The organism is Aromatoleum evansii, from assembly GCF_045689615.1.
GTDB lineage: Bacteria > Pseudomonadota > Gammaproteobacteria > Burkholderiales > Rhodocyclaceae > Aromatoleum > Aromatoleum evansii.
This window is the reverse complement of record NZ_CP141259.1, coordinates 861,194-876,514: the sequence shown is the minus strand read 5'-3', so window position 1 is coordinate 876,514 and position 15,321 is coordinate 861,194. Positions and strand designations below refer to the sequence as shown.

Genomic DNA, 15,321 nt, shown 5'->3' with positions numbered 1-15,321 from the left:
ATTGTGAATGTAAAGGATTTCATGTTGCACTGCCACATTCGTACAAACAATCGATCCCGGTGCGGAGTTGGAAACTAATCTTTTCCGATATACGGATTGTGCGAGGTGCGGAATTGTATCCGCAAGGGCGTGCCCTGCAATTTGAACGCTTCCATGAAGGTGCGTTCCAGAAAACGCACGTAGGACGCGGGCACCTGATCCAGGGCCGCGCCGTGGATCACCACGACCGGCGGATTGTTGCCGCCCTGGTGGGCGTAGCGCATCTTTGGGCGGAACATGCCGCTGCGCGGCGGCGCCTGCTTCGCCAGCGCCGCTTGGAGCGTGCGGGTCAGGCGCGGGGTGGGCAGGTTCACCATCGCCGCCGCATAGGCGGAATCGACCGACTTCATGACCGCTGCAACGCCTGCGCCCTTGAGGGCCGAGATGTAATGGAAACGCGCGAAGGACAGGAAGCCCAGCTTGTGCTCGATGGCCCGCTTGATCAGTTCGCGGCGGTAGTCATCCACGCTGTCCCACTTGTTCACCGCGACGACCAGGGCGCGGCCCGAATCGAGGATGAAGCCCGCGATGTGGGCATCCTGGTCGGAGATGTCCTGCGACGCGTCGAGCACCAGCACGACGACGTTGCATTGCTCGATGGCCTGCAGCGTTTTGATGACCGAGAACTTCTCGATGGCCTCGAAGATCTTGCCGCGACGGCGCAGGCCTGCGGTGTCGATCAAGGTGTAGTTGCGCCCTTCACGCTCGAACGGAATCGCGATCGCGTCGCGCGTGGTCCCCGGCATGTCGAAGGCGATGACGCGCTCCTCGCCGAGCAGGCTATTCACGAGCGTCGATTTGCCGACGTTCGGACGACCGACGATGGCGATGCGCGGGCCGCGATCCTCGGCCTCTTCCGGTTCTTCGTCGAGCGGGAAGTCGGCGAGCACAAGGTCGACGAGTTGCTTGATGCCGTCGCCGTGGGCGGCCGAGACGGGCAGCGGCGCCCCCAGGCCCAGAGCGTGGAAGTCGGCGGAGACGATGCTGCGCTCCATGCCTTCGGCCTTGTTCACGACCAGGTGCACGGGACGTCCGGCGCGGCGCAGGCGCGCGGCGATCTGCTCGTCGTGCGGGGTAAGGCCGGCGCGGCCGTCGACGAGGAACAGCAGCACGTCGGCTTCGGCGATCGCCTGTTCGGCCTGACGGGCCATCTCGTGCATGATGCCGGCCTTGGCGACGGGGTCGAAACCGGCGGTGTCGACGACGAGGTAGTCGCGATCGCCGACGCGGCCGATGCCGTAGTGGCGGTCGCGGGTGAGGCCGGGCTGGTCGGCGACGAGGGCGTCGCGCGTACGCGTGAGCCGGTTGAACAGCGTCGACTTACCGACGTTGGGGCGACCGACGAGGACGATGGTGGGTTTCAAGCGCTCAATCCCGCTCAGCGGGCCTCATACACATGGATGCCGCCATCGCGCGTCTGGACGACGAAGCCGCCGCCGCCGAAACGGCGCATGTCGGCGCTAACGGAGCTGCTGTCGGCGCGCGTGCGAGCGGCGAACGTGCCGTCGTCGCGCTTGAGCAGATGGATGTAGCCTTCGAAATCGCCGACCGCGACGTAGTCGCCGACGATCAGCGGACGCGAGAGGCCGCGGCGCGGCAGGGCACTCTGCTTCCACACGTTGGCACCGCTCGAACCATCGAGCGCGTGGACCGCGTCGCTGTCGTCGGTGATCACGACGAAGCGGCTGTCGCGGTCCATGCCGACGCTGCTGGAGAACTCGCGCGACCATAGGGCATTGCCGTTGCTGGCGTCGAAGCACGCCGCACGCCCCTGATAGGTGACCGCACACAGGTCCTTGCGGCCGATCACCGGGGTGCCGGCGACATCGGCGACGCGCTCCAGCTCGGTCGCACCCTTGGGCGTGGCGACCGTGAGTTCCCACAGTTGGCCGCCGTTGGCGAGACTCACCGCGACGAGCTTGCCGCCGGGATAGCCGGCCACTGCAGCCGGCCCTTCCAGCGTGACGCCGGCGACACTGCGCAGCGACAGCGGCGGCGTCGCGCGCTGGAACACCCAGCGGCGGGCACCGGTATTGGCGTCGAGGCCGATCAGACGGCTGTCGGACGCGCGCACGACGACGATCGCGTCGCCGACCGCCGGCGAAGCGAGCACCTCGGCACCGATCGCGACCCGCCAGCGCTCGGCACCGTTCGCCGCGTCGAGCGCGACGACCTCGCCGCCGGTGGTGGCGACGACGGCGAGCTTGCCGTTGCTGCCCACGCCTGCGGACAGGCGCTTGGCGGCATTGACGGACCACACCGCCTTGCCGTCCTTGAAGCGCGCCACGGCGCCGTCATGGGCGGCGGCATAGACGTCTTCGCCGACAACCGCGGGCTGGAACACATACGGGCCGGCCTTGCCGATGCGCGCCTGCCACAGCGGGCGCAATTCGGCGGTGGCCTTGAAGTCAGGCAGCTTGGCCGGCTTCGGTCCCGATTCGGCGAAGGGGTTGAGCGAAGAGCAGCCGGCGAGCAGCGCCAGCGAAGCCGCAAGGGCGAACGCGGTGAACGGTCGCTTCATCGCTCAGCCCTCCAGGGCCTGCTGCTTGACGCGGATGACTTCGCGCAGGGTTTCGCCGCCGTCGGCAGCGTCCGCGGCCAGCGCATCGAGCGCGGCCTGGTAGGCGCTGCGGGCCTCGGCGGGCTTGCCGCTGGCCGCCAGCACGTCGCCGCGCAGGTCTTCGAAACGTGCCTTCAGGGCCGGGGCCGGCGCGTTCGCGAGCTGTGCGAGCGCCTGGTCGAAAGCGCCCTCGTCGAGCAGCAGGGCAGCCAGTCGCAGCCGCGCGATGTCCTTGAGCGCGGGATCGCTGCCCTTGGCGAGCAGCCATTCGAGCTGGGCGCGCGCGTTCTTCGCGTCACCCTTCTCGACCTGGACCCCGGCCGAGGCGAGCGCGCCCATTTCGGCATAGGCCGTCGAGGGGAATTTCTCGATGAGCTGGCCGGCCGCTTCGCGCGTCTTCTGTGCGTCGCCGTTGATCATCGCCTGCTCAAGCGCGAAGTACAGCGCTCCGGCTTCACCGGCCTGGCGGTTCTTGTAGTACTGCCAGCCCTGCCAGCCGACCGAGGCCAGCGCGGCAGCCACTGCGATCGCAGTCACGAAATTGCCGTAGCGGGCCCACCAGGCCTTCAGCTCGGAAATCTGTTCCTGCTCTTCGAGGTCATACACTGCCATCGTTTTCCTCTTCTTCTTGAGTAAATAGGCACCCGGCGACCGCATCGCCGAGGACGTCCAGGGCGACACGCTGCTGGCCGCCGGGGCCGCGCAGGGGCTTGAGGCCGACCTCGCCCGCCGCGGCCTCGTCGTCGCCGATGACGACGGCGAGCTGGGCGCCGCTGGCATCGGCCTTCTTCATCTGCGACTTGAAGCTGCCGCCGCCGCAGTGGGTGAGCACCGCGAAACCGTAGCCGCGCAAGGCCTCGGCCGCGCGGAAGGCGAGCCGCTGGGCCTGCTCGCCGAGATGCACGACATAGACATCGGGCAGCGCACGCTCGATCTCGCCGCCGCCTTCGCGCCACAGCGCCAGCAGGCGCTCGACGCCCATCGCGAAACCCGCCGCCGGGGCGGGCTTGCCGCCGAGCTGCTCGACCAGGCCGTCGTAGCGGCCGCCCGCGCAGACCGTGCCCTGCGCCCCGAGCCGCGTCGTGACCCATTCGAACACGGTGCGGTTGTAGTAGTCGAGGCCGCGCACGAGGCGCGGGTTGATGCGGTAGGGGATGCCGGCATCCTTGAGCAGGGCCTGCACGCCGTCGAAGTGCTTGAGCGATTCCTCGCCGAGGAAGTCGATCAGCCGCGGCGCGGCCTCGACGAGCTCCTGCAGGTCGGGGTTCTTGGTGTCGAGGATGCGCAGTGGGTTGGTGTGCAGGCGGCGCTTGCCGTCCTCGTCGAGGCGGTCCTGGTGCGCGGACAGGTAGGCGATCAGCTCAGCGCGGTGACGCGCGCGCTCCTCGCTGGAGCCCAGGGAGTTGAGTTCGAGCCGGACGTCCTCGAGGCCGAGGTCGTCCCACAGGCGCGCGCACATCAGGATGTGCTCAGCGTCGATGTCGGGACCGTCGAAGCCCAGCGCCTCGACACCGATCTGGTGGAACTGGCGGTAGCGGCCTTTCTGCGGGCGCTCGTGGCGGAACATCGGCCCGTGGTAGTACAGGCGCTGGGCGCCCGTCGCCAGCATCTTGTGCTGGATCGCGGCGCGAACGCAGGAGGCGGTGCCTTCGGGGCGCAGCGTAAGGAGCTCGCCGTTGAGGGCGTCCTCGAAGGAGTACATCTCCTTCTCGACGATGTCGGTGACTTCGCCGATGGCGCGCTTGAACAGCGGCGTCGGCTCGACGATGGGCATGCGGATCGGGCGGTAGCCGTAGCTGCGCAGCCAGTCGCGCACGATGTCTTCGAAATGTTCCCAGGCTTCGGCGTCGTCGGGCAGGATGTCGTTCATCCCGCGCACGGCCTGAAGGGTCTGCATCACAGGTTTCTTTTCAGTCATAGGTGGACGGCTCAGGCCGCCTTTTTTGTGTATTTGGTCGCGACGTAGTTGTCGATGATCGCAATGAATTCGGCCGCGATGTTGTCCCCGCGCAGGGTAACCGTTTTTTCGCCGTCGACGAACACGGGCGCGGCGGGGGTTTCGCCGGTGCCGGGGAGCGAGATGCCGATGTTGGCATGCTTGCTCTCGCCGGGGCCATTGACGACGCAGCCCATGACGGCGAGCGTCATGTTCTCGACGCCGTCGTACTGCTCGCGCCAGGCGGGCATCTGCTCGCGCACGTAGGTCTGGATCGTCGACGCGAGCTCCTGGAAGAAGGTGCTCGTCGTGCGACCGCAGCCGGGGCAGGCGGTGACCATGGGCGTGAACGCGCGCAGGCCCATGGTCTGCAGGATCTCCTGCGCGACGACGACTTCCTGCGTGCGGCTGCCGTTGGGCTCGGGCGTAAGCGAGATGCGGATGGTGTCGCCGATGCCTTCCTGCAGCAGCACGGCGAGCGCGGCCGTGGACGCGACGATGCCCTTCGAGCCCATGCCGGCCTCGGTCAGGCCCAGGTGCAGGGGATAGTCGCAACGGCGCGCCATGTCACGGTACACGGCGATCAGGTCCTGCACGCTCGACACCTTCGCCGAGAGGATGATGCGGTCGCCGCCGAGGCCGTATTCCTCGGCCTTGGCCGCGGATTCGAGGGCGGAGACGACGAGCGCTTCGCGCATCACCGCACCGGCGTCGCGCGGCTCGGCGAGCTTCGCGTTCTGGTCCATCACGCGCGCGAGCACGGACTGGTCGAGGCTGCCCCAGTTCACGCCGATGCGCACGGGCTTGTCGTACCTGCAGGCGAGCTCGACGATGGCCGCGAACTGCGGGTCGCGCTTGGCACCCGCACCTACGTTGCCCGGGTTGATGCGCAGCTTGGCAAGCGCCTCCGCGCACGCGGGAAAGTCGGTGAGGAGCTTGTGGCCGTTGTAGTGGAAGTCGCCGACCAGCGGGACGTCGATGTTGAGCGCCAGCAGGCGGTCGCGGATGTGCGGCACGGCCTTCGCTGCGGCCTCGTTATTGACCGTGATGCGCACCAGCTCGGAACCGGCGCGTGCGAGCTCGGCAACCTGCATCGCGGTGCCGAGGACGTCCGCGGTGTCGGTGTTGGTCATCGACTGCACCACGACGGGGGCGTCGGAACCGATCAGGACGCGCCCGACGCGGACTTGGCGCGTGCGGTGCCGCGGCAGGGGGCCGGCGTGGTTGTCGAGGGTTGGGGTTGTAGCCACTTCAGCTCACTCCAGGGTGAATCTCGCGACGCTGACGCGCACGTGGGGCGTCAGGTCGTACGGCTTGCCGCGATAGTCGAGGGACACTTGTTTGGCGTTGCCGACGACCAGCGCGAAGGGGGGCTTGCCCTGCACGGTGCGCGAGCTGCCGGCGCCGTTGACCCCGGAATAGACGATGGAACCGCCCGCATCGCGCACCTCGATCCACGATTCGCCCTCGAATCGGAACACGATGTGTTCGACGCCCGGAGCGGATGCCGGCGCCGGGGGAACGGCAGCGGCCGCTGCGGCGGCGGCCGGAGGCACAACCGGTGCAGGTGCGACCGGCGCGAGCGCGGCTGCGGGCCCCGGCTGAACGGAAGCGGGAGCTGTCGGCTGCGCGGCCGCCGGTACCGGCGTATCCGGCGTGGTGGTGGCGGCGAGCGGAAGCGAGGGCACGACGCCGCTCTCGGCGAGCGCGGACTCGGACACCTGCCCTTGCGGCGCCGCGGCGGCGCTGGTCAGGGGAGGCGTCACGGGGGTCGCGGGTTCGGCGACGCTCTCGGCGACCTCGGCGTTTTCCTTCGGCATGCGGAACCAGTCGAAGTACCAGCCCACCAACACGGCGAGCAGCAGCAGGCCGGCGAGCAGGCCGACGGGAAGCTGCATCGGGCGCCCGCCGCTGCCGCTCGGCATCACGCCGATGGCGTTCGACACCGGCGCGAGTTCGACCGCCTGGGGAGCGACGTCGGACTCGAAGGCTGCCAGCACGATGGCCGGATCGACCCCGAGGTAGCGGGCGTAGTTGCGCAGGAAGCCGCGCGCGAACGCGGCGCCGGGCAGGAGGTCGAGCCGCCCTGCCTCCATGGCCTCGATCTGCCGGCTGGTCAGCTTGAGGGAATGCGCGACGTCGCTCGCCGTTTCGCCGCGGGCCTCACGCAACTGCCGAAGTTGCGCGCCCATCTCGGCAGCCTGGTCGGACGATGCCGCCTCCTGCCGGTCCAGATGCACTTCTGTCACTCGTAATTTCCCTGGATCATCGTCTGGTATTCGGGGCTGTCGGCGAAGCGGCCGCGCAGCTGGGCAGCATAGCTCGCCTCGGCGTCGCGGTTGCCCAGGCGGCGCGCGGTGCGCAGCCCCAGCCACACCGACTGCGGCGTCGGCTCGCCCTGCTGGTGCAGGTCGACGAGCAGCGCGCTCGCGACGTTATAGGTGCCGCGCCGGTAGGCGATGCCGGCGAGCTGGTAGATCGCCTGGCGGTTCGCCGGGTCGGCCTGCACGGCACGGCGGAATTCCGCCTCCGCCGCAGTGTCGTTGTTCTGGCGCAGATGGCACAGACCGGCGTTGGTGTAGGGCCGCGTCGGGTTGCGGTAGTACGGATTGCGCGCCGCCGAGGCGAGCCGCGCCAGGCCGTCCGGCACGCTTCCGTTGACGCACTGGAACCAGCCGAAGCTGTTGTTGAACTCGGGGTCGTTGGGCGCAATCTCGAGGGCGCGCAGGAAGTTCTCGCGCGCCGCGTTGGCGTCGTCGATCGACATGTACACCAGCCCCATCAGGTGATAGGCCGGCGCGTAGTTGGACTGGTTCTGCAGTGCCACGCGCGCCTCGTCGAGCGCGACGGCGTAGTTGCCGAGCTGGAGGTAGGCGACACCCAGCTCGACGTGAACCTTGGCCGTCGCCTCGCCCTTGCCCGACACGGGCATGTCCGCCACGGGACGATCCGCAAGCGGCGAGCCGACGGTGTTCATGGTGGCATTGCAGCCGGCGAGCGCCAGCGCGAACAGCGGGAGCGACAGCTTCACGAAGAGCCGGGTCATGCACGATCCTCCATCGATTTCACCAGGCGAACGGTGCGGCGCGTGCGGTCTTGGACCTGCCCCGCGAGCTGGCCGCAGGCGGCATTGACGTCGTCGCCGCGCGTCTTGCGGGTGGTCGTGACGATGCCCGCATCGATCAGGATACCTGCAAAGCGGCGTATGCGTTCCGGCTGGGAGCGGTCGAAGCCGGAATTCGGGAAGGGGTTGAACGGGATCAGGTTGAACTTGCACGGCACGTCGCGCACGAGGGCGACGAGCGCGCGCGCATGCGCGTCGGAATCATTGACGCCGTCGAGCATGACGTATTCGAAGGTCACGAAGTCGCGCGGCGCGCGTTCGAGGTAGCGCCGGCACGCGGCCATCAGCTCGCGCAGCGGGTATTTCTGGTTGATCGGCACGAGGCGATCGCGCAGCGCGTCGTCGGGCGCGTGCAGCGACACGGCGAGCGCGACCGGGCATTCCTCGCGCAGGCGGTCCATCGCCGGCACGATGCCGGAGGTGGACACCGTCACGCGGCGGCGCGACAGGCCGTAGGCGTGGTCGTCGAGCATCAGGCGCAGCGCGGTGACGACGTTATCGAAGTTCGCGAGCGGTTCGCCCATGCCCATCATGACGACGTTGCTGATGACGCGGCCGTTGTCCGCATCGCCGTCGGCATCCTTCGCCCCCGCGGGCGTCGCGGTGCCGCCCAGCAGCTTGTTGGCGAGCCACAGCTGGCCGATGATCTCGGCCGCGCTGAGGTTGCGGTTGAAGCCCTGCTTGCCGGTCGAGCAGAAGGCGCAGTCGAGCGCGCAGCCGGCCTGCGAGGAGATGCACAGCGTGCCGCGGTTGGTCTCGGGGATGAACACGGCCTCGACCGCATTGGCGTTGCCGACATCCAGCAGCCACTTGCGCGTGCCGTCTTCCGAGACGCTGTCACGGATGGCCTGCGACGGACGGATGCACGCCTCCTGGGCGAGCTTCGCGCGCAGGCTCTTCGCGACGTCGGTCATGTTGTCGAATTCGGTTTCGCCGAAGCGGTGCATCCAGCGCATCACCTGGCGCGCGCGGAAGGGCTTTTCGCCGCGCTCGGCAAACCAGGCGACGAGGCCGTCGACGTCGAAATCGAGCAGATTGACCGGTGTTTCCATGTGTTTCCTGTACTGCCCTCAAAATGCAATCGGCCCGCGACGCACGAAGTGCGCGGGCCGATGCGCGGGCGTAGCCCTGAGAGGCTTAGCGGGCGTAAACGTTCATTCCGGGGAAGAAGAACGCGACTTCGACCGCGGCGGTTTCGGGCGCATCCGAACCGTGCACGGCGTTGGCGTCGATCGAGTCGGCGAAGTCGGCGCGGATGGTGCCCGGCGCGGCCTTCTTCGGGTCGGTGGCGCCCATCAGGTCACGATTCTTGGCGATGGCGTTCTCGCCTTCGAGGACCTGGATCATCACCGGACCGGAAACCATGAAGGACACCAGATCCTTGAAGAAGGGGCGCTCCTTGTGCACGGCGTAGAACTGGCCGGCTTCGCGCTCGGACAGGTGCACCATCTTGGAGGCGACGATCTTCAGCCCCGCATCTTCGAAGCGCTGGTAGATCTTGCCGATCACGTTCTTGGCGACGGCGTCGGGCTTGATGATGGACAGGGTGCGTTCGATAGCCATTTGAAAAAACTCCGGTTTGAATCGGTCAGCGAAAAATGGGGCGCAAAAAGCGTAGCTCGCGATTCTAGCAGTTTTTCTTGACGGACTCCCAGCGGGGGAAAATGCAGCCCTCACGCGAGGCCCTGCCGAATGCGCAGATTTTGCATTGCAGCAAAGGTGGCGCACTTCTTGCGGAAGACCATGGAACAAACATGGACATAGAGGCTCCGCCATGACGCATTCGGGGAATTACCGCCGCACATCCGACATCGATCTGCTGACAATTTACGAGATCAGCAAGGTTCTGACTTCATCGCTGGACTTCAGGCAGTGCGTACACAGCGTGCTGCGCCTGCTGCTGACGCAGTTGCACATGCGCCACGCGCTGGTCGGCCTGGTGCAGGCGGACGAACAGCTGCACATTCTTGGTGCGGCGGGCGTGCCCTGGCCGATGAGCGAGGCGCCCGTTCTCGACCCCGGCGTGGGGGTGATCTCCAAGGTTCTGCGCAGCGGCTCGCCGATCGTGATCCCCGACATCGCCGCGGACGCGAATTTCACCAATCGCACCGGGCGCGACCCGCAGCAGCTCGCGCGGGTGTCCTACGTCGTCGTGCCGCTCAAGCTCGACCGCGAGGTGATCGGCATCCTCTCGGCCGACCGTCATCCCGACGCCGAGCAGCCGGTCAACTTCGAGCGCGACGTGCGCATCCTGTCCCTGGTCGCGAACCTGCTGGCGCAGACTTACCGGCTGCAGCAGTCGGTGGCGGCGGACCGGCAGGTGCTGATCGAGGAGTCCGCCCGCCTGCAGAAGCAGCTGCAGGGGAGCTACGACATCGAGAACGTGGTGGGGCGCTCGAAGCGCATGAAGGAGGTGTTCGCGGACGTGCATCAGGCCGCCCCGTCCGGCGCGACGGTGCTGCTGCGCGGCGAGTCGGGCACCGGCAAGGAGGCGATCGCGCATGCGATCCATTACTTGTCGCCGCGCGCGAAGGGACCGTTCGTGAAGCTGAACTGTGCGGCGCTGCCCGAGACGCTGCTGGAGTCGGAGCTGTTCGGCCACGAGAAAGGCGCTTTCACCGGTGCGACTTCGGAGCGCAAGGGGCGTTTCGAGCTCGCCAAGGGGGGCACGATCTTCCTCGACGAGATCGGCGACATCTCGCCGGCCTTCCAGGCGAAGCTGCTGCGCGTGCTGCAGGAGCAGGAGTTCGAGCGCGTTGGCGGCAACAAGACGCTGCGCGCCGACGTGCGGCTGGTGGCGGCGACCAACCGCAACCTGGAGGAGATGGTGCAGAAGAACGAGTTCCGCGCCGACTTGTATTTCCGCCTCAATGTGGTGACGATCTTCATGCCGTCCTTGCGCGAGCGCAAGGATGACATTCCGCTGCTGGTGGATTTCTTCCTCGATCGCTTCAACCGCGAGAATCGCCGCCAGCTGACGATCACGCCCGGCGCGCTGGAGATCCTGATGCGGTGCAACTGGCCGGGGAACGTGCGCGAGTTGGAGAACTGCATCCAGCGCGCGGCGACGATGACGCGCTCGAACACGATCCGCGAAGTGGATATGCGCTGCCAGAAGGGGCAGTGCTTCTCGGCGGTATTGCTGGAGAGCGCGCAGTCGCGGGCATGTTTTCCGGTGATCGGGATGCCGGCGCGCAGTACGCCGCCCGCGCGGGCGATGCCTGCAGCTCCGGCAGGAGATGCGGGCGATGACATCGCGGCCGGGAGGGCGCCGACCAGCGAGCGCGAGCGCCTGGTCGATGCGATGGAGCGCTGTGGCTGGGTGCAGGCGAAAGCGGCGCGGATGCTGGGGCTCACGCCGCGGCAGATCGGCTATGCGCTGAGGAAGTACAACGTGGAGGTGAAGCAGCTGTGACGGCCGGGGGACTCGCTCCGAGGCAGAGGTGGCTTCGACCCGCCCGAGCGCGGGGAACTCCCCTTCGGGCAGGCGCTCGCGGCCTTCGGCTTCCCGGATCGGGGCGGCTTGCGGGGGCGGCGACGCAAACTCGCCGGCTGCGCCGGCTCAGACATGCGTCGCCTTCATCCCCCGCAAGCCGCCCCGATCCGGCGCTCACGACAGCCCGGCGGAGAGCCCCCCGCACTCGGGCTGCGTGAGTGCATTGTTCGTCGGCCGATTACACCGGCCGGTTGTCGGCGACCTTCACCGGCCCCATCTCGGCCAGTGCCTGCGCGTACTCGGCGCGCGGGAAGCCGCCGCCGATCTTCGCGGCGGCATCGACGATGGCGTCGATCTTGCCCTCGGAGGACATTTTCTTGAGATCGCCCTTTTCCAGGTACAGGAGGTCGAGGAGCTCGTTGTATACGGTCGCCTCGTCGAGGGGGAGGACGTGGTAGCTCACGCTGTCGATGTCGAGCAGGTACTTCTTCGAGATGTCGACGTTGCCCGCGAAGATGAAGTATTTGCCCGCCGGGACAAGCGCGGCGCCGAAGGTGGCGCGGACCTCGTCGAGGTGCGCAAGCGAGTCGACGTGCAGGGCGAGGAAGCTGACGGTTTCGCCTTCGACGGCGAGGATGACCTGGTCGGCCTTGATCTCTGGGGGGCGTTTTTCGCCCGCGACCGAAGGCGGGAACTTGAGGCCAAGTTCGCCGCGGAAGCCATAGCGGGCGGTCTTGGCAGTGGGCCCGGAGAAGGTCGGGGACAGGAGCTTGCCGTCGAGGGCGCTGAAGAGGGTGGGCTGGGTCATGGCACGGTCTCGCGTGGTGATTGGTCGAGCCCGTGCAGCGAGAACCATGCCACCGGTTTCTTTCCGTGTAATTGGCTCATTCGCGCCCGGCACGGCGGGGATCTGTCGCGACAATGTGCGGTATCTGACAGACAGCGTGCGATTGCAACGCGAATGGGTAATGCCGCCACTGACAGGCGAGAGGTCCATGTGACAATAGTAAGCTGTCTGACGAGCCTGTAACGATGCCGAATCCCGCGCGCCCGGACGACCCACCCCTCCTGAACGTGCCGCGCCAGCGCGTCCGCATCGTCGCGACGATGGCGATCATGGTGCTGGCGGGGCTGTTTGGTTGGTACGGCGTTGCCGACCGCCGCACGATCATGGACGAGGGCGTCGAGGCGGCCGAGCAGATGGCGAGCCAGACCGCGCTGATCGCCGCGGGAACGCTGGAGGCGGGCGAGCAGTTGCTCCACGCGATGGAGCTGCTCGTGAAGCCGCCGGTCGCGGACGGCCGTCCGGACCCCGACGCGGTACGCGCGGCACTGCTGGATCTGCGCGCCGCGGCGCCGCACCTGATGGATCTGCTGATCCTGTCCGGCGACGGACGTATCGTGCACTGGACGGGTTCCGGCACACCGCCCCCCGTCGCGGAACGCGAGTATTTCACCGCTCACCTCGAGGGCGACAGCCGGCTCTATGTCGGCCCACCGCAGCTGTCGAAGGTACATGCCGGCCGATGGTTCTTCGCATTGAGCGAAGCCCTGCGCGACCCGGCGGGCGCTCTCACCAATGTCCTCGTCGTGATCATCGACGTCGGCCTGCTGCGCGAGCGGCTGACCCTGCGCAACCCGCGCACCGGTATCAGCCAGGCGCTGCTCACCGAGGACGCCCGCGTGTATTCGCGCACCCCCGATCACGAACGCCACGTCGGCAAGCAGTTGCCGCTCTCGGCCGAACGCGCCGGGCTATCCGCCGACCAGCCCTACGCAAGCACCGTGACTGTTTCGCCGCTCGACGGGCAGGAACGCATCGTCGCCTACCAGCACCTCCGCCGCTACCCGATGGTGGCCGCGGCGACCCTGCCGGTCGCCGAACTTCTCGCGCCGTGGCGCAAGAGAATGACCATCGCATGTCTACTGTGGCTGGCGCTGAGTGCAGCCATCGTCGCGATCGCGCTGCGCGCAGCGGCGATAAGCCGCATCCAGCAGGAACAGGCGAGCCTCGACGGACTCACGGGGGTGTATAACCGGCGCTCGATCATGGCACATGCGGATGAGTTCGCGCGCGCGCTCGATCGCCGCGGCGAACTGTCGATGCTGATGATAGACATCGACCACTTCAAGGAAATTAACGACACCTACGGCCATCTGGCCGGCGACGACGCGATCCGCCGCATCTCGCAACTGCTGCGCGACGAGGTGCGTGGAAGCGATATCGTCGGGCGCTACGGCGGCGAGGAGTTTCTCGTCCTGATGCCCGACACCGGCACGGAGGGGGCGACCCACGTGGCGGAGAAGCTGCGGGCAGCCGTCGCAGCGCAAGTCACGACGCCGACGATGGTCACGATCAGCGTCGGGGTCGCGACGAGTGCGCGCGGGGAACGGTCGCTCGAACCCACCCTCGCACGCGCCGACGCCGCGCTTTACGCGGCCAAGCAGGCTGGTCGCAACTGTGTGCGTGTCGCCGAGCCCGCCAGCGAACCCGCCGGCGCCGCGGGCTGATCGGCGACCGGGGTGAGAGTGTCGCGCTTGCGCCGCGATTGTCCCGAACCGGACACAGGCGAGGCGATCCATCAGACCCAATCAAGTCATTAACAATCAACAGCTTAACCCCCACGCAGGCGAGTGGCACGGGCATTGCACTGAGGGTATCGATGGCGCAGCCGCGCCGAACCCACATGCCCGAGGGAGAATGCCATGCCTGCGCCCCTGCCGTTCGCGTCACCGTCGCCCGCAGTCCCTGCCCGCCGCGTGATCCCGCTTGCGCCGGCCGGCGTCGCGGGGCGCGGCGGCACCTGCGGGACGGCGACCAAAGGCGGCTGCGGTTCGGGCAGTTCCGCCGGCCTGCCCCGGCACATCCTCGACCGGGTGCATGATCACCCCTGCTACAGCGCCGAGGCGCATCACCACTTCGCGCGCATGCATGTCGCCGTCGCCCCCGGCTGCAACATCCAGTGCAACTACTGCAACCGCAAGTACGACTGTGCGAACGAGAGCCGGCCGGGGGTGGTGTCGGAGAAGCTGACGCCGGAGCTGGCGGCGAAGAAGGTGCTCGCGGTGGCCGCGCGGATTCCGCAGCTGTCGGTGGTGGGCGTCGCGGGGCCGGGCGACGCGCTGGCGATCCCGGAGAAGACCTTCCGCACCTTCGAGCTGATCAGGGAGGCGGCGCCGGACATCCGGCTGTGCCTGTCGACCAACGGGCTCGCGCTGCCCGACCACGTCGAGCGCATCAAGGCGCTGGGCGTGGACCACGTGACGATCACGATCAACATGATCGACCCGGCGGTCGGCGCGCAGATCTATCCGTGGATCTTCTTCGATCACAAGCGCCGGCGCGGGCTGGAGGCGGCGCGCATCCTGCACGAGCGGCAGATGCTGGGGCTGGAGATGCTGGTCGCCGCCGACGTGCTGGTGAAGGTCAATTCGGTGATGATCCCCGGCATCAACGACCGCCACCTCGCCGAGGTGAACGAGGCGGTGAAGTCGCGCGGTGCCTTCCTCCACAACATCATGCCGCTGATCTCGGATCCGACGCACGGCACGCATTTCGGCCTGACCGGCCAGCGCGGGCCGACGCCGGCGGAGTTGAAGGCGCTGCAGGACGCGTGCGAGGGCGAGATGCAGATGATGCGCCACTGCCGCCAGTGCCGCGCCGATGCGGTGGGGATGCTGGGAGAGGACCGCGGCGCGGAGTTCACGTCGCACAACATCGACTCGATCGCGGCCGGGGTCGATGCAGCGGCGGTTGCCGAATCGCGCGCGGCCTATCGCAGCTTCGTCGAGCGCGAGCGTGCGGACCGCGATGCGGCGACGGAAAGCGCCCAGGCGCGGCTCGGGACGACGGCCGAGACGCGGCTGGTCGCGGTGGCGACCAAGGGATCGGGGCGGATCAACCAGCACTTCGGCCACGCCGAGGAGTTCCAGGTGTACGAGGTGTCGGCGGCCGGCGCGAAGTTCGTCGGCCATCGCAAGGTGTCGCTGTACTGCCAGGGCGGCTACGAGGACGACGAGGCGATGCCGGGCATCGTCGAAGCGCTCGCGGGCTGCGGCGCGGTGTTCGTCGCGAAGATCGGCCACTGTCCGCGCAAGGACCTCACGGCGGCGGGCATCGCCGCGGTGGAGGACTACGCGCATGACTACATCGAGGCCTCGCTGATCGACTGGTTCGCGAAGTCGGTCGCGGGCGCCACCACCATCGCCGCCTGAAGGAGGACCCA

At 67.9% G+C, this 15,321-nt stretch carries 13 protein-coding genes; 3 read left to right on the top strand and 10 right to left on the bottom strand.

The annotated features are described in order from the left end of the window. Positions 1-74: 74 nt before the first annotated feature. From der to ndk, 9 genes are all read right to left on the bottom strand, one after another. On the bottom strand, positions 75-1,403 hold the full coding sequence (der, locus tag U5817_RS03965; protein ID WP_407279789.1) for a ribosome biogenesis GTPase Der: 1,329 nt from the start codon (positions 1,401-1,403) through the stop codon (positions 75-77). 14 nt (positions 1,404-1,417) lie between these two features. After that, entirely contained in the window at positions 1,418-2,560 is a 1,143-nt protein-coding gene (gene bamB / locus U5817_RS03960) for an outer membrane protein assembly factor BamB (RefSeq protein ID WP_169130692.1), read from the bottom strand. Between the two features lie 3 nt (positions 2,561-2,563). Continuing rightward, on the bottom strand, positions 2,564-3,211 hold the full coding sequence (locus U5817_RS03955) for a tetratricopeptide repeat protein (RefSeq protein WP_169130694.1): 648 nt from the start codon (positions 3,209-3,211) through the stop codon (positions 2,564-2,566). Beyond that, positions 3,198-4,499, bottom strand: a complete 1,302-nt coding sequence (gene hisS / locus U5817_RS03950; protein WP_169130696.1) for a histidine--tRNA ligase — start codon at positions 4,497-4,499, stop codon at positions 3,198-3,200. The genes U5817_RS03955 and hisS overlap by 14 nt, the downstream gene beginning before the upstream one ends. Positions 4,500-4,528: 29 nt before the next feature. Then, entirely contained in the window at positions 4,529-5,785 is a 1,257-nt protein-coding gene (gene ispG / locus U5817_RS03945; protein ID WP_169130698.1) for a flavodoxin-dependent (E)-4-hydroxy-3-methylbut-2-enyl-diphosphate synthase, read from the bottom strand. Positions 5,786-5,791: 6 nt separating this feature from the next. Then, positions 5,792-6,784 (bottom strand): RodZ domain-containing protein, encoded by a 993-nt coding sequence (locus U5817_RS03940; RefSeq protein ID WP_339380071.1) that lies wholly within the window; start codon positions 6,782-6,784, stop codon positions 5,792-5,794. Beyond that, positions 6,781-7,581, bottom strand: a complete 801-nt coding sequence (gene pilW / locus U5817_RS03935) for a type IV pilus biogenesis/stability protein PilW (RefSeq protein ID WP_169130700.1) — start codon at positions 7,579-7,581, stop codon at positions 6,781-6,783. Before pilW ends, U5817_RS03940 begins: the two co-directional genes overlap by 4 nt. Continuing rightward, on the bottom strand, positions 7,578-8,711 hold the full coding sequence (gene rlmN / locus U5817_RS03930; RefSeq protein ID WP_407279788.1) for a 23S rRNA (adenine(2503)-C(2))-methyltransferase RlmN: 1,134 nt from the start codon (positions 8,709-8,711) through the stop codon (positions 7,578-7,580). Before rlmN ends, pilW begins: the two co-directional genes overlap by 4 nt. 85 nt (positions 8,712-8,796) lie before the next feature. Next, positions 8,797-9,222: a nucleoside-diphosphate kinase gene (gene ndk, locus U5817_RS03925; RefSeq protein ID WP_169130704.1), complete on the bottom strand. Its 426-nt coding sequence runs from the start codon at positions 9,220-9,222 to the stop codon at positions 8,797-8,799. A 211-nt stretch (positions 9,223-9,433) separates the two neighbouring features. On the opposite strand from ndk, the gene nifA reads away from it, so the two are divergent. Continuing rightward, a complete protein-coding gene (gene nifA, locus U5817_RS03920) occupies positions 9,434-11,074 on the top strand; it encodes a nif-specific transcriptional activator NifA (RefSeq protein WP_169130706.1) in 1,641 nt (546 codons plus the stop codon). A gap of 259 nt (positions 11,075-11,333) precedes the next feature. Here nifA and U5817_RS03915 read toward each other — a convergent pair whose 3' ends face one another. Next, positions 11,334-11,903: a hypothetical protein gene (locus U5817_RS03915; RefSeq protein WP_169130708.1), complete on the bottom strand. Its 570-nt coding sequence runs from the start codon at positions 11,901-11,903 to the stop codon at positions 11,334-11,336. Between the two features lie 224 nt (positions 11,904-12,127). Between U5817_RS03915 and U5817_RS03910 the strand changes: the two genes are divergently transcribed. Continuing rightward, positions 12,128-13,606 carry a diguanylate cyclase gene (locus U5817_RS03910; RefSeq protein ID WP_407279787.1) on the top strand — a complete coding sequence of 493 codons (1,479 nt, stop codon included), beginning with the start codon at positions 12,128-12,130 and terminating at the stop codon, positions 13,604-13,606. A 195-nt stretch (positions 13,607-13,801) separates the two neighbouring features. Then, positions 13,802-15,310 carry a nitrogenase cofactor biosynthesis protein NifB gene (gene nifB / locus U5817_RS03905; protein WP_407279786.1) on the top strand — a complete coding sequence of 503 codons (1,509 nt, stop codon included), beginning with the start codon at positions 13,802-13,804 and terminating at the stop codon, positions 15,308-15,310. The last annotated feature ends 11 nt before the right edge of the window (positions 15,311-15,321 follow it).